We start from the raw sequence: 13,270 nt of genomic DNA, 5'->3' as shown, positions 1-13,270 counted from the left end.
GATCGAGCGCCTGACCCTCGGACCCGGGTGGTCGAGAGCGTGGACCACGACGTGGAAGGTGGGGGCCGGTGAGGTCGTCAGCCCGGTGAAATCCCTGGCTGAGGTCCCGGCGATGGCCTCGGTGCCGGTACGACGCTTCACGTGGCGGACCGGCCAGCGACACCGCCCAGGGTTGGAGTTCCTGGTCTCCACCGGCCGGCAGCACGGCTTCGAGAGCCTGGCCGAACGGTGGCTGGCTGCTTGCCCTGGACTTCGTGGGCGGGTTCGACGAGGTACTGGCCCAGCCGTTCCGATTGCGGTTCGCCTGGTCCGAAGGAAAGGGCGCGCACATCCCGGACTTCCTCGTGCTGGCCGCAGGGTCATGGTGGCTGCTGGATGTGCGTCCGGCGGGGCTGATCGGGGAGGAGGACGAGGTTCGCTTCGCCGCGGCCCACCAGGCGGCGGCCGCGGCGGGCTGGCGCTATGCCGTGGTGACCGGCTGGCGGCGTGGGGTCCTCGCCGGGCTCGACGCTCTCTCGGTACGACGACGGCCGATGACCGATCCGCTCGGGCTGGAACAGCAGTTGCTCTCCGCCGTGCATCGGCGACCCTGGCAGTTTGGTGAGCTCGTGGACCAGACGAAGGTTCCGGCGGTCGCGCGAACGCACGCGGTTCGGCTGCTCTGGCAGCGGCGGCTGGCGGTCGACCTGGCCCAGCCACTCGGGGACAGGACCTGGATCTATCCGGCTGGGACGGTGTGATGGGCAGCCCACCACAGCAGAGACGGTTCGAGGACCTGACCCACGAGGACCAGCAGCGGCTGCTCTTGCGGGTGGCCCACCTGCTGGAGACCGAGACTGGCTTTCGCAGTGGCAGCCAGCACTGGGCACAGGAAGGAGAGCCTCGGCCGGAGTTCGATCCGGAGCTAACGACGCTGACTCAGCGCCGGTCGGCGAAGGTGGCCGAGCTGGTGGCTCTGCATCCTGATGACGCAGGCCAGTTGGGACTCGGCCATGTCAGTGAGCGGACGATGGAGCGTTGGTCAGCTGGCTGGCGCGAGCACGGGATCATGGGCTTGGCGGACGGGCGTCTAACTCCGGTGCTGCGCGGGCACCGGTCGATCAGCCCGCAGATCGCGGAGGCGATCCACGCGGTCCACGCGGAGTGCCTGCACCGATCCCGGGTCGGGATGAAGACCAAGGAGCGGATGATCCACCAGTTCGTCCGGGAGCAGCACGGCGAGGCGGCGGAAAAGTCGATCCCGCACTACACGACGCTGGCGAAGGTCTGGAAAGAGTGGTTCGGCCCCGAGGGGGGCCGCCAGCGCTATCTGCGGTCGGCGGCCGCGGTGGAGACCGGCGCGTCCACGGTGACGATCACGCGGCCCGGACAGGTGGTGGTGCTGGACACCACCCCGTTCCCGGTGAAGCTGCTCGACGGCGTCTTCGGTGAGCCGATCACCGCGGACCTCACCCCCGGGCTGGACGCCTTCACGCACTCCCTGGTCGCGTTCCGGCTCACCCCGGGCTCGGACTCCTCGATCGAGGTGGCGATGCTGCTGCGGGACGTGATGCTCCCGCTGCCGATGCGCCCGGACTGGACACCCGACATGGCCTGGCACTACCCGGGGGTTCCCGCAGCCCTGGTCGCCGAGTTCGCCGGCCACCCGGTCGCCGGGCGCCCGTTCTTCGCGCCGGAGACGGTGACCAGCGACCACGGAAGCGTCTACAAGAACCACCACCTGGTCCAGGTCGCCCGCACCCTCGGAGTGGTGGTCCTGCCCGCCCGCACAATGCGGCCGCAGGACAAGGCCTCCTGCGAGCGGGCCTTCTGCGGGATCCAGTCGCTGCTGCTGGAACTGCTGCTGGGCTACCGCGGGCGCGATGTCGCGGACCGTGGCGCCGACCCGGAAGGCGACGCCGTCTGGACCGTGGACGAGATGGAGCACCTGTTGGCTACCTGGATCGTGAAGGTCTGGCAGAACCGGCGCCTCGACCAGTACGCGCCCGCCTGGGATCCGGGCGGGCGGCACAGCCCGAACACGCTGTTCGCCACCGCGGCCGCCCGGGACGGCATCGCCCTGCAGATCCCCGACCCGGACCTCTACCACCACCTCCTCCCGGCCCACTACATGAAGGTCCACGTCCGACGCGGGGTCAAGGTCGGCGGACTTTGGTATGGCGCAGGCCACCCGGCTCTCGCCGATCTCGGCACCTCACCGTCCCCGCGAAGCGGCCGCCACCGCGGCAAGTGGGCGGTCAACCGGGACCCGCGCGACTGCCGCCAGGTGTATCTCGAACGCGCCGGGCACTGGCACGCCCTGCCATGGAACGGACTGCCCTGCGGCGGGGACGTCCCCGCCTTCGGCGACGCGCGGGTCCAGCAGGTCCTGCGCGAGGCGGCCCGCGCCGGCCTCAAACCGCGCGAGGACAGCGAACTCCTCCCGGTGCTGCTCGACCTGATCTCCGCCCACACCCCGGTGAGCGCGTGGCCGAGCCGACTGACGAAGGCCGAACGGACCAAGCGGGCCCGGGAGGCGTTCCGGGCCCGGGCCGCCGACCGCGATCGCGCGGGCCCGGCCACCTTCCGGTCCACACCGATCGCGCCCAGCCCTGTCGAACTCGTCCAACAGAACCGGCGGGCGATCGACGGCGAGCGCCGCCGCCGTCGGGAAGCCGCGGTCCCCGAGCTCCCCGCTCCGCCGGGCCTGCTCGGCGAAAATCTCCGCCGGCACAGCCTGTTCGCACTGCCTCCCGCCGACGACACGGACGACCACGAGTCGGCAGAGGAAGCGCCGCGATGACCTCCGGCGACACGGCACCGTTCGTACTGCCCGGCCCCTCTCCGGCCCGCGAAACCCTCGCCGGCTGGCAGCACTGGCGCCTGACCCGCCGGTCCTTCGTCCCGGCACCCGCCATGGACCTGGCCGCCTGGCGGCTGCTGAGCCCGAAGAAGAAGACACTCCACGACCTGCACCGCGCCGCGACCCACGCGAACCTTCCCCTGCTGACCACCCCGATGAGCCGCTCGGTCGAGCGTCTCCTCAACGGCCGCATCGAGAGCAACGCCCTCAAGCTCAAGCCCGCCACCCGCGCCGGCGTGATGGTCTCCGGCGGCGGCTACCAGGGAAAGACCGAAAGCGTCTGCGAAGTCGCCGCCGCGTTCGAGGACCGCTGGCTCGCCCTGCACCAACACCTCAACCCCGACGCCGCCCCCGGCTGCCGGGACCTGCACGCCCCGGTCGCCTACGTCCAGACCCCGGTGACCGCGAAACCCAAGAGCACCTGCAAGGCCATCCTGAACTTCTACAACACCCCCGTCAGCGCACGCATGGACCTGCCCGAACTGATCCACCAGGTCGCCGCGTCCCTGCGCGACCACGGCACGAAGGTCCTGATCCTGGACGACATCACCCGACTGCGCATGCACCGCGCCGACGACCAGGACACCCTCGACCTATCCGGGCCTTCATGAGCATGCACGTCACCCTGGTCCTGATCGGCGTCGACATCCCCGGCTCCGGACTGCTGCGCGAGGGCCGCCACGACCCCGCCACCGGCCAGTGGCACCTGCCCGCCTCCCGGCACGCCAAGATCCACGCCTTGGAGGCCACCCAGACCGAACGGCGCTTCGACCTCGTCGAGCTCGACCGCTTCCGCTACGACACCGCGCCGCAGATCGCAGCGTGGCTCCAGCACCTGCGCGGCGTCCAGGCCGGCCTGCGGCTGCTCGACGCACCCGAGGACATGCTCACCGCAGGCACCATGCCCAAGTACCTGTTCCAGCGCACCAACGGCGTCGTCGGCCTGCTGGAGCGACTGATCGAGGACGGCTGCCGCGAGGCCATCGACACCGGCCAGGAGCGGCTGACCGAAGGCCTCCTCGAAGACCTGTCCATCGACCTGAGCCACGCACCGCACCGCGACCCGGCAGCCGGCGAGATCCCGGACGTCCCCACCAACCGCACAGCCCGCGGCACTCGCCGCGGCCGCAACACCGTCTTCGACGACCACGGCCCAGCGGCAGAAAGCGCCTCATGACCCGGGACGACCCGGACATTCGACGGACTCCGCTCCCCCGCAGTCTGGACCCCCTGCCGGACGAGTGCCTCAACGGCTACGTCCTCCGGCTGGCCCACCGATTGGGCGTCTCGCCCGACCACATCGCACGCCGCACCGGACTGGGAGAACTCAAGGATAACGGCCAGACCCTGGCCATGGCCGTCCGGTCAACCGTGCTGCCCCCGACGATGGCCGCCGACTTCGCCACCGCCACCCGGCTCACCACAGCCGAGACCGCCCAACTCACCCTGGCCAACTGGGCCTGCCGCTACCCGCCCATCGGCCTCGTCCTCAACGGCCTGAGCCCCGGGCGCCACACACCCCAAATGGACTGGCTGTTCTCCACCACCGCCCGCTACTGCCCGGACTGCCTGGCCGGCGACGGCTCCCCCGCCCAGGACCAGCACGGCGGCCCCTGGCAGCGCGCCTGGCGACTGCCGGTGTTCTTCGCCTGCCTACGGCACCAGCGCTTCCTCGAACACCTCTGCCCCACATGCAAACAGCCCGTCGCCGCCTCGGCCCACGGCAACCTGATCACCCGGCCAAGCATCCTTGGCCTGCATCCCGCCCAGTGCCGGCAGCGACACCCCGAGCTGGACAAGCCGTCACGCACACGCGACGGCCTCTGCCAAGGCCGCCTCGACCACGCCCGCCTCCACCCCGCAGACCACCCCGGCCCCGAACTCCTCGCCCTTCAAACAAGGATCGCCGGGATGCTCACTCCCGAGCATCCCGCCGAACAGGCAGGCTACTACTTCACCGAACTCCAGTTGGTCACCGCGCTGGTCATCATCACCTGGCCCCGGTCCCGGCCCCACCTGCCCGGCCCGGCGACGGCCGCGGCCGACCAGCACGTCACCCGGCATCACTCCCCCGACTCCCCCCCCCAGCGCTCCAACGCCCCGCCCGCCGACGCCCGGGCCTGCGCGGCCTTCCTCCACGCCGCCGACGCCATCGTGACCTCCGACTCCCTGCGGGCCGCCCTGTCCCGACTCGCTCCGAAGGAAAACCAGACCCGCACGGGCATCGCCCCTGTGCGCCACCACACCTGGGACCGCGCGTTCAAGATCTACCGCGACGGATGCTCCGAACGGTTCCAACTCGCAGCAGAAACCCTGGTCCACACCTTCCGCCGCAGTCCGAGCGGTCACCGGATTCCTCTCAGCCAGGTCGCCTACCGTCCCAAGCACGTCCCGGCGTTCATCCCCCACGAATGGGCCGACCGGCACCTGGGCCACTTCACCGGCGCCAGCCAACGCCTCCTGCGGCGCACCGCGGCCACCTACCTCGTCCGACGCGCCCGCGGCGGCTCCCTCGTCGAAGCGGCCCGGTACCTCGGCATCAGGATCGGCCCACAAGGAGCCATCGGCTTCGGCGGGGTCATCGGCAGATGGATCCGGTCCCAGGACAACCTGCACGCCTTCGAGTTCGCCATCGACGCCATCGCCGCCGAACTCGAAACCGCACCGAAGATCGACTACGAGCGCCGCCGCCGACACCTCGCCCAGTGGACCCTCCCGCCTTCAGACTGGCACCGCATGATGAGCCAACTACAGAAACAACCCGGAAGCCGGGCCATCACCGACGACCGCAAACGCCTCGCCGTCTCCGCCTACATCTGGGCCCAGGCCACCCAAGGCGAGTACTACTTCTCGCCCTGCCCACCACACATCGCCGCCGCCCCCGAAGCCCACGAGAAGTGGACGCGAGACCGCCGCGCCACCATGCGCAAACTCCAACACACCGACCAACACCCCCACTACCGCCGGCTCAAGCCACTCCTTGACGACTACGCCGCCCAGCTCACCAGAGACATCGACACCGGAATCTCTCCGCTCAACCACTCACCGGGCGCCAGCGACTGAGCGCTTCAGTTGGCGGGTTGAGCAAAGCCACTGACCAGCGGCGATACCCAGAGCCGTTTTCCCGCAGAACGGACATTCGAGCATCACGGCCCGCTGACCAGGCACAACGCCAACACTCAACCCGCCAGCTCAACCGCTCATCCGCCAACTGAAGCGCTCAGTCACAGCCGACCGGACTACTGCTGGTCCTCGGGGATCCAACCTCGTACCTCGAGGTAGGCGATGTCGGCGTCCTCGACCGCTCGGCCGGTCTCCACCAGCCACTCCCGCATCGCCTCGGTCACGTCGCCGTGGTGGTCCGCGACCCGCTGGGACCACTCGGCGGCATCGAAGCCGCCGGTGCTGGCGGAGCCGTAGGTGCGCTCCTCGGTGCCGTCCGCGCGGGGGATGAAGCCGCGCCGGACACCGCCGGAGTCCTTCTCCGAGCCCGCGCTGTAGACGTACTGGTTGGCCTTCATCCGGACCGTGAAGGCGAGGCGGCCTCCGGCCTGGCCGGTCTCGTGCACCACGGGCGCGAGGTGGGAGGCACCGGACTTGATGGCCTGCTTCCCGGCCCGGCCGGCCATCGACCCGCCCGCCTCACCGACTGTGTCCTTCTGCCGCGTACGGGCCTTCTGCCCCGTCTTGGTGGTGCGCCGCTTGGTGTTCGCCTCGGCGATCCCGGACAGCGCCTCCTCGTCGCGCTCGCCGCCCCGGACCGCGCGGACCAGCTGGCGCAGCGCGCCGACCATGCTCGCGCCCTTGCCCTTGGTGAAGAACTGCGACACCAGCGAGGTGTCGCGACCGAGCATCCTGGCGACCTTCCGCTTGCTGTAGCCCGCGTCCAGCAGTTCTTGGGTCAGGCGGGCGGCCTCGTTCGGGTTGTTCGGGTCGGCCGGGCTCACTGGTCAGTCCCCTTCTGCGCGAGTTCGGCGCGGCCCAGGCCGCGCAGCTTGAGGTACTGCTCTTGGCTGGTCGGGTGCTCGACCGGGCCGGTCAGGTGGCCCTTGAGGAGGTAGTCGCCGGGCTCGCCCCGGTAGGGCCAGGGCTGGCGCTCGGTCAGGGCGATGCCGTCCGTGCCGAAGTACACGACCGTGCCGGGCTTGGCGTGCAGGGCACCGGCGTAGCCGATGACCTCCTTGCCCTGGCGGTACTTCATGTCCAGCAGCGCCGCCCGGGCCCCCGACCACACGTAGGCGGCCCACTCGGGGTGGGCGTAGGGGTCGCGGGAGAAGCCGGCCTGCCGCTGCCACGTGATGACCTGGTCGTCCTGGCCGAGGATCTCCACACCGGCCGGGAGCGCCTCGCCGATCGGGGTGGTGCCGGAGACCAGGCGCGGGCGCTGCGCGAAGCCGCCGAGGCCGAACAGCAGCACCGAGCGGACCGCACGGGAGGCGAGGTACGCGGCGGTGCGCTGGCGCTCGTCGCCGTGCAGCTTCGAGAGGTTGGTCAGGTCCGCCCAGGCCGCCTTGAGGCGCTTGCCCCACTCGTCGAGCGGCTTTCCGTCCTCCCACAGCAGGCCGCCGAGGATCTCGACCTTCCAGGGCATCAGGTGGTTGGACAGCGCCAGGTGGACCTCGGCGCCGCCCGCCCAGGTGGTGAACGTGGTGCCGGGTGTGGCCGGGTAGACCCAGGCGCGGTCACCGGTGACCGGGGCGGGCAGCAGGCCGACGTGGTTCCACCCCTGCGGGACGGTCACGCGCACGTTCCAGTGCGAGCAGGACATCAGGGCCTTGACCTGCTCGGCCTCGGTCATCGCGGCGAACGCGGCGGCGGTGATCCGGCGCGGCACACCGACCGGGCTCTTCCACAGGTGCTTGGCGTAGGCGAAGGTGCGGTCGTACTCCACCAGCGCGGGCAGCTGCTCCGGCACCCGCGGCGGCAGGAACAGCTCGGTGCGGCCCTGCCCGCCGGTCGCGTGCAGCAGACCTCGCAGCTCCTCGGACAGCACCGGGTAGCCGCCCGCCCACTTCCCGGTGGTGGGGATGGTGCGCGACCACAGGTCCCGGCCCGTCTGGCTGGGGGAGCCCATCAGCACCGCGTCGTCCCAGTGCCGGCGCAGTGCCTGCCACAGCAGCGTGAACGCCTGACGGCAGGTCACGACATCGGCGCCGTCCGCATCGAACCACTCCCCCATGCTCCGGATCTCCGTGCTGCCGCTGTCCGGCGCGCTAGCGGGGGCGTAGCGGCCCACCGGCTGGCGCTGGTGGACGAAGTGCCCCGCCAGCTTGTCCCGGCCCGAACCCACGGCGGTGGTCCACCGCTCGGACGGGGTGTTGAGCCAGGCCGCGACCGCGTCCTTGAGCGTGGAGTACCGCTCGGCGCCGTCGTGCCACGGAGCACCGGCCGTGATGTAGATCCGCTCCGTACCCGGCGCGGTCGCCAGGACGGCGTCCAGGATCTCGCCCGGGGTGCGGGCACCGAGGTCGACTCGGACGATCTGGTCGCGGACCGCGAGCATCCCGGCCGCTGCGTCCAGGAACACCGTGGCGCGGGCCTGCTGCGTGAAGTTGGGGCGCTTGGAGACCAGGCCCGTGGTGACGGCCTCGAACCGGGCACTGGCCGGGCCCTCCGGGAGGGTGGGCAGCTCGCGCGGCCCGGAAGCGACCGGAGCGACCGGAGCCGTCGGAACGACCGGAGCGGCGGCGGGCGCGGCCGGGCCGGGCTGTTCGACGACGGCCTGGTCCTCGACCTCGGTCGGCGCCTCGGTCACCGGGGCGGCCGGGGCCGGCTGCTCGACGACGGGGTCCGGGCGGGTCAGCGCCGGGGCGACCGCGACGGCGGGCTCGGCGACCGGCGCGGCCACGGGCGCCGGGGCGGGCACAGCGGCGGGGGCCTGGTCGTCGGCCTTGGCGGCGCGGACGGCAGCCGGGGTCGGGTCCAGCAGCGGCGCGATCCGCACGACGTCGCCGACCGACAGCCCGGAGGCCTTGGCCACCGCGTCGGCCTTGGCGGCCTCGTACCCCGCGAGCCCGGCAACCCGGCGCGCACGCTGGGCGGTGAGCTTGTCCAGCTCCTTCTGCGCGGCCGCGACCGTCTTCTCGGCGGCCGTGATCTCGGTGCGCAGCTCGCGCAGAGAGGCGAGCTCGGCGGTGTACGACTTGCGGTCCATCAGGCTTACTCCCCCTCGTCGGCGGTGTCGGTGGTCGGGTTGGTGGTGACGTAGGCGATCGGGCCGCCGGACACGGAGGCCAGGCGGGTGCCGAGCAGCAGGCCCGCCAGGCGGGCGTCCTCCGGGCCGGTGGGGGTGGCGGCGTTGGCGGGGGCGGTGAGGTCGGTCAGGTAGCCGACCAGGCGCGCCTTCGGGAAGCGGTACCGGCCCGTGGTGCCGGCGGTGCCGTCCGACTCCCACTCGGTCAGGCCGGTCAGCACCGCGACGACGAACCCGGCCACCGTCACCGGCAGCACGCCGCCGGCCGCGACCCGGGCCGGGTCGCACCGCCACCAGCCGGACAGCGCCGCCAGCAGCTGCGCCTCGTTCAGTGCGGTGCCGAAGCCGATCCAGTCGCGGCCCGGCTCGTCCACCTTCACCGGGGCGTCCGAGCGCAGGACCGCGACCTCGGCCGTGCCGAGCACGCTCAGGTCCGCGGCGGGCCGAGCCTGGAGCACCTGGAGCGCGGCCAGCGGGAACACCTGCCGACCGCTCTCGCGCACGCCGGGGACCACACCGGTGGCCATCAGCTTCTTCACCGTCGGGATCGAGCACCCCAGTGCCGTCCCGGCCTGACCGGTCGTCACGAACACACCCACAACTCCACGTCTATTCACCTAACTTGAAACGCTAGGGCGACTCTACGCCTCCCCTCCGACACTGTCCACGCCTTTTTAGTAAGTCGTACAAGCATGTGCGGTGGTGTCGTCAACACCCGCGCCTTCGTTCACCACCGGCCCTTCGGGGGATCTCCGCGCCACCCTGGCCTCCCCGCTGTCCAGCGGCGAGCGGGCCGATCCGCAGGCGCCACCGGCAACGGCCGCAGCCGCCCGGGCACAGGCCTGCCACCCTGCGGACATGGTCGAATCACCGCACCCCCAGGCCGAGCCCTGCCAGGCGCAGCGCAGCGGCCCCACTGACCGTGAGCGCTGCCCCGAACCGGCGCGGTTCGTGATCCACCGGCACCTCGACTCGCAACTGGTCGTCTGCGACGGCCACCTGGGCCCCGTCATCCTGCATGCGCCCAACGTCTACTGGCCGCCGCAAATCTCGCTGGTCGATGCGAACGAGCACCCCGAACACGCCGTCGTCACCGGCGCCGACAGCGACCAGAGGGAGCAGCGCGCGAAGGACTGGGCCGACCGCCTCCTGGAGGAAGACCCCGCGCCGGCCTCCAGCCCCGCGCTGGACCTGACGAACCCGGAGGACGCCAACCACCTCGTGGCAACCGTCCTGGCCGTCAGTCCCAGGCGGCGGTCCAACGAGGTGCTCGGCGCCCTTCTCGGTGCTGTCGAAGCGCAGCTGGCCGCCAAGGGCCCGAAGAGCGTGCCGGCGGTCCTGCGCGGCTACGGCGCCGCCAACAAGATGGTCAACGGCGGAGAGGACTGGGCCACCGTCCTGCACCTGCGCCAGGCCCGGACGGCTGCCGAGATCGGCCACGTCCTCGACTCGGACATCGGCCACACCGCCGAAGGCGCGGCCCACATCGTCTCCGGGCTGCTGCGCCTGGCCGCTGCCGTCAACGGTCTTCAGGTCAAGGGCCCGGCAGGCGCGGTCCCCGTCCAGACGATGTACCAGCAGACCAAGAAGGTGGTGGCCCAGGTCCGCCAGGCCATGGACCAGGACGTGCGCGGCGAGCTCGCCCGCGCCGGCCATCGCGTGTAGTGCGGGCACCGCGGCAGCCTGGCCAGTGCCTGGCGGCCGCGGTGCCGGAGATCAGCTCAGATGCCGCCCTCGCGCTGGGTGTCGAGCGTCTTGATGCCCAGCGCGGTGGCCGCCAGGTCCGCGTACTCCTCCCGCAGCGCGACGAGCCAATCGAGCCGCTGCGCCTCCACGCCCAGGCCCCGCGCGAAATCGGCTGCGTTCTCGCGGGCACGACGCAAGATGGCGTCGCGGTCCAGCAGCGGGGCGAGGGCGGCCTGGGCCGTTCGCGGCGTCTCCGTGCTGGAGGCGTCCCTCAGGGCGTCGATCAACCGGGTGCTCCAGTCCTTGAGGCGCGTGGCCCTGACCGCCGTCTCCTTCGGGTCGTCGTCGATGCCGGTTTCGTACTCGGTGACGAGCAGCCTGGCCCACAGCCGGCTGGCATCGGCGTAGTCGAGCGCGATGTCGATCCGGGCGGCGCGGTCGAGGGCGTGCTGGCGCAGCTGGCACTGAACGGCGGTGTCGTCCACGTCGGCTTCGGGGTCCTGCTCCCTGATGCTGATCGCCAGTGTCTTGTCGGCGATCTCGGCCTGCGCGGCCCGCCGGTCGGTGAGCAGCCCGTGGACCAGGCCGTCGTCGATGAAGTAGGCGTACAGGTCGTCAACGGCGGTGCGGGCCTTGTCGAAGTCGCTGTCGGCGTGGGACATCAGCTGTGCCTCTCGTTCGCTGGAAGGGGGCGGTAGGAGGGTGCGGGAGTCACGGGAGCAGGCGCAGCAGGGCGGCGGCCATGGCGATCAGTGACTCCACCTCGGTGCGGCTGTAGCGGTAGTCCTTGGTGCCGGGGTCGACGTGCATGGCGCCGCTGGCCTGGTCTTCCAGCGCGCTACGGATCAGTGCCCACCGCTCTTCCGCGGTGATCTGGCCCTTGTCCTTCTTGCTGCCCGGCCAGCTCCAGCCGGCGATCTCCTTGATGGTCTCCAGGGCTTTGCGCACCATGAGCATCGCGGGGTCGATCTCGCCGGCGCCGAGCAGGCGCTGGGCTTCGCGCAGGAAGTCGGCGCCGCCGCGGCCCGGTCCGTCGTCCTCGGGGAAGGGGATGGTCATCTCCACGCCGAGGTTGCGGCCGAGCGCGGCCAGCTGCTGGCGCCAGCGGCTCTCCGCGACGTGGATGTGCACGGTTGCCTGGGTGCTGCCCGGGTGCCCGGTGGCCTGGGGCAGGACGGCTCGGGCCTCCAGTTCGAGGCGGAGGTCACCACTGCGGTGCTGCTCCAGTGCCAGGATCTGAGCGCCGGTCAGCAGGAAGCGCAGGGTCGGCCGCTGCAGCCCTGCTCCGGGCACGAAGGCCAGGGCCTGGGATGCCGAGCCGAGCCAGGCCCTCGGGCCGGCATCGCGGGGGGCGAACAGGTCCGTGTCGAGTTGCAGCACCCGGCCCGCGTCCTCGCCCTTCGGGACGCCGACTTCCAGCTGCATCTGCAGGCTGTGGGTGCCCATCGCCCGGTCGATCATCAGGGTGTTCTCCGGGACGTTCACGGTGAACGTCCCGATGCCCCCGTCGAACCTCAACTCGTCCATGCCGTGCCCGTCCTCGCTGTTCCGACTGTGCAGCGATTCTGGCGTGAGCCGGAGGTCGGTGTGAGGGGAAAGTGAAGGTGGGCAGCAAAGTCCTCGTCGACAGGTGGTTCTTCCTGATACCGCGACTTGGTGTGCACCGGCCAGAGCTGTCGTTCCGCTCTGGACAGGACGGCGGGTGGGCGTCAGGAGTCGCTGGCCAGGCCGTCGAGGAGGTCCGTGATCTGCCGGATTGTCGCCACTGCCGGGACAGGGCGGATCTCGTCCGGATTGGACTCGACCATGGCAACCGCGTTCGTGCCCGGGGGGAGCAGGCCGAGGAACCATGCGATGGTGTCGGCCCAAAAGCCGGGCTCGGCGTCGCGGAGGATCAGGTGTCGGTGGTCGAAGTAGCTGCCGTGCCGCGGCTCGCCGTCGATGTCGATCTCGAAGTCGAGATAGGCGCTGCGACTCACCGGGGCGTACTTGTGCCAGATCTGCACGTCGGGGAAGCGCGTCTCCAGGTGCCGTTCGACGTCCTGGCCGCTGAGTGGCCAGGTGATGCCCTCGGGGGCGGCGATGTAGATCGCATTCATGGGTGCCTCCGTCAGGGGACGACGCGGACGTTGCTCTTCACATGGTGCGCGGCAAGTAGGAACTGCCAGTATCCGACGGTGGCCGGGTCGGGGGTGTCCACCTCGAGGTACTGGGCGTGGTTGGCGGGGTTGTCGATGGCGGCCTTGTACCGGTCGAGCTCGGACTCGTCCCCGCTGAGCAGCAGGTTGGTGTTGAACTTGTTCTCTTGCAGTCCTTCGAGGGAGCGGGGGCTGCAGCCGGGCCGGCGGACGTTTTTGGCGTCGATGATCGCGCCGTCCGTGGTGCGGAAGCCGTCGGCCCACACGGTTTCGCCGTTGGCGCCGGGCATCACTTGGTAGTTCCGATCGTCCTGGGTGCCGTAGTTGGGTTGCCGCTGCGGCAGTCCGGCTACCAGGTGGAGGCGGCGAACTGCCCACCCAGGCCGAGGTCTTCGGGGCGGTGGTCGATCA

General features: G+C 71.2%; 13 protein-coding genes. 6 read left to right on the top strand and 7 right to left on the bottom strand.

Features of this window, described 5'->3' with window-relative positions; all coding sequences use genetic code 11:
• Window positions 1-254: 254 nt before the first annotated feature.
• Genes ACFYS8_RS17715 through ACFYS8_RS17695 form a run of 5 tightly spaced genes read left to right on the top strand, consistent with a single transcriptional unit; the run spans window position 255 to window position 5,905 of the window.
• A complete protein-coding gene (locus tag ACFYS8_RS17715) occupies window positions 255-740 on the top strand; it encodes a hypothetical protein (RefSeq protein ID WP_387642065.1) in 486 nt (161 codons plus the stop codon).
• Complete coding sequence (locus ACFYS8_RS17710; RefSeq protein WP_387642062.1) at window positions 740-2,782, top strand: transposase; 2,043 nt, start codon at window positions 740-742, stop codon at window positions 2,780-2,782. Before ACFYS8_RS17715 ends, ACFYS8_RS17710 begins: the two co-directional genes overlap by 1 nt.
• Window positions 2,779-3,453 carry a TniB family NTP-binding protein gene (locus ACFYS8_RS17705; RefSeq protein WP_387642059.1) on the top strand — a complete coding sequence of 225 codons (675 nt, stop codon included), beginning with the start codon at window positions 2,779-2,781 and terminating at the stop codon, window positions 3,451-3,453. The genes ACFYS8_RS17710 and ACFYS8_RS17705 overlap by 4 nt, the downstream gene beginning before the upstream one ends.
• Window positions 3,450-4,019 (top strand): hypothetical protein, encoded by a 570-nt coding sequence (locus tag ACFYS8_RS17700; protein ID WP_387642057.1) that lies wholly within the window; start codon window positions 3,450-3,452, stop codon window positions 4,017-4,019. Before ACFYS8_RS17705 ends, ACFYS8_RS17700 begins: the two co-directional genes overlap by 4 nt.
• Window positions 4,016-5,905, top strand: coding sequence for a TniQ family protein (locus ACFYS8_RS17695; protein ID WP_387642055.1), 1,890 nt, complete (start codon window positions 4,016-4,018; stop codon window positions 5,903-5,905). The genes ACFYS8_RS17700 and ACFYS8_RS17695 overlap by 4 nt, the downstream gene beginning before the upstream one ends.
• Before the next feature lie 176 nt (window positions 5,906-6,081).
• On the opposite strand, the gene ACFYS8_RS17690 is transcribed toward ACFYS8_RS17695, so the two are convergent.
• From ACFYS8_RS17690 to ACFYS8_RS17680, 3 genes are read right to left on the bottom strand one after another with little or no spacing between them, the layout of a single operon-like run.
• Entirely contained in the window at window positions 6,082-6,789 is a 708-nt protein-coding gene (locus ACFYS8_RS17690; protein WP_387642053.1) for a helix-turn-helix domain-containing protein, read from the bottom strand.
• A complete protein-coding gene (locus ACFYS8_RS17685; protein WP_387642051.1) occupies window positions 6,786-8,996 on the bottom strand; it encodes a hypothetical protein in 2,211 nt (736 codons plus the stop codon). Before ACFYS8_RS17685 ends, ACFYS8_RS17690 begins: the two co-directional genes overlap by 4 nt.
• A gap of 5 nt (window positions 8,997-9,001) precedes the next feature.
• Entirely contained in the window at window positions 9,002-9,622 is a 621-nt protein-coding gene (locus ACFYS8_RS17680) for a DNA-binding protein (RefSeq protein ID WP_387642048.1), read from the bottom strand.
• A 271-nt stretch (window positions 9,623-9,893) separates the two neighbouring features.
• On the opposite strand from ACFYS8_RS17680, the gene ACFYS8_RS17675 reads away from it, so the two are divergent.
• Window positions 9,894-10,700: a hypothetical protein gene (locus ACFYS8_RS17675; protein ID WP_387642046.1), complete on the top strand. Its 807-nt coding sequence runs from the start codon at window positions 9,894-9,896 to the stop codon at window positions 10,698-10,700.
• A 56-nt stretch (window positions 10,701-10,756) separates the two neighbouring features.
• On the opposite strand, the gene ACFYS8_RS17670 is transcribed toward ACFYS8_RS17675, so the two are convergent.
• The 4 genes from ACFYS8_RS17670 to ACFYS8_RS17655 form a co-directional block, all read right to left on the bottom strand.
• On the bottom strand, window positions 10,757-11,383 hold the full coding sequence (locus tag ACFYS8_RS17670; RefSeq protein ID WP_387642043.1) for a hypothetical protein: 627 nt from the start codon (window positions 11,381-11,383) through the stop codon (window positions 10,757-10,759).
• 49 nt (window positions 11,384-11,432) lie between these two features.
• Window positions 11,433-12,248 carry a hypothetical protein gene (locus tag ACFYS8_RS17665; protein ID WP_387642041.1) on the bottom strand — a complete coding sequence of 272 codons (816 nt, stop codon included), beginning with the start codon at window positions 12,246-12,248 and terminating at the stop codon, window positions 11,433-11,435.
• Window positions 12,249-12,430: 182 nt separating this feature from the next.
• Window positions 12,431-12,820, bottom strand: coding sequence for a hypothetical protein (locus ACFYS8_RS17660; RefSeq protein WP_387642039.1), 390 nt, complete (start codon window positions 12,818-12,820; stop codon window positions 12,431-12,433).
• An 11-nt stretch (window positions 12,821-12,831) separates the two neighbouring features.
• The gene (locus ACFYS8_RS17655; protein WP_387642037.1) at window positions 12,832-13,149 is read right to left on the bottom strand and encodes a restriction endonuclease fold toxin-2 domain-containing protein; all 318 of its coding nucleotides are present in this window, start codon (window positions 13,147-13,149) and stop codon (window positions 12,832-12,834) included.
• Between the last annotated feature and the right edge of the window lie 121 nt (window positions 13,150-13,270).

This window comes from Kitasatospora sp. NPDC004615, from assembly GCF_042873545.1.
GTDB lineage: Bacteria > Actinomycetota > Actinomycetes > Streptomycetales > Streptomycetaceae > Kitasatospora.
Note: the sequence above shows the minus strand (reverse complement) of the source record. Positions and strands in the feature narration are given on the sequence as shown.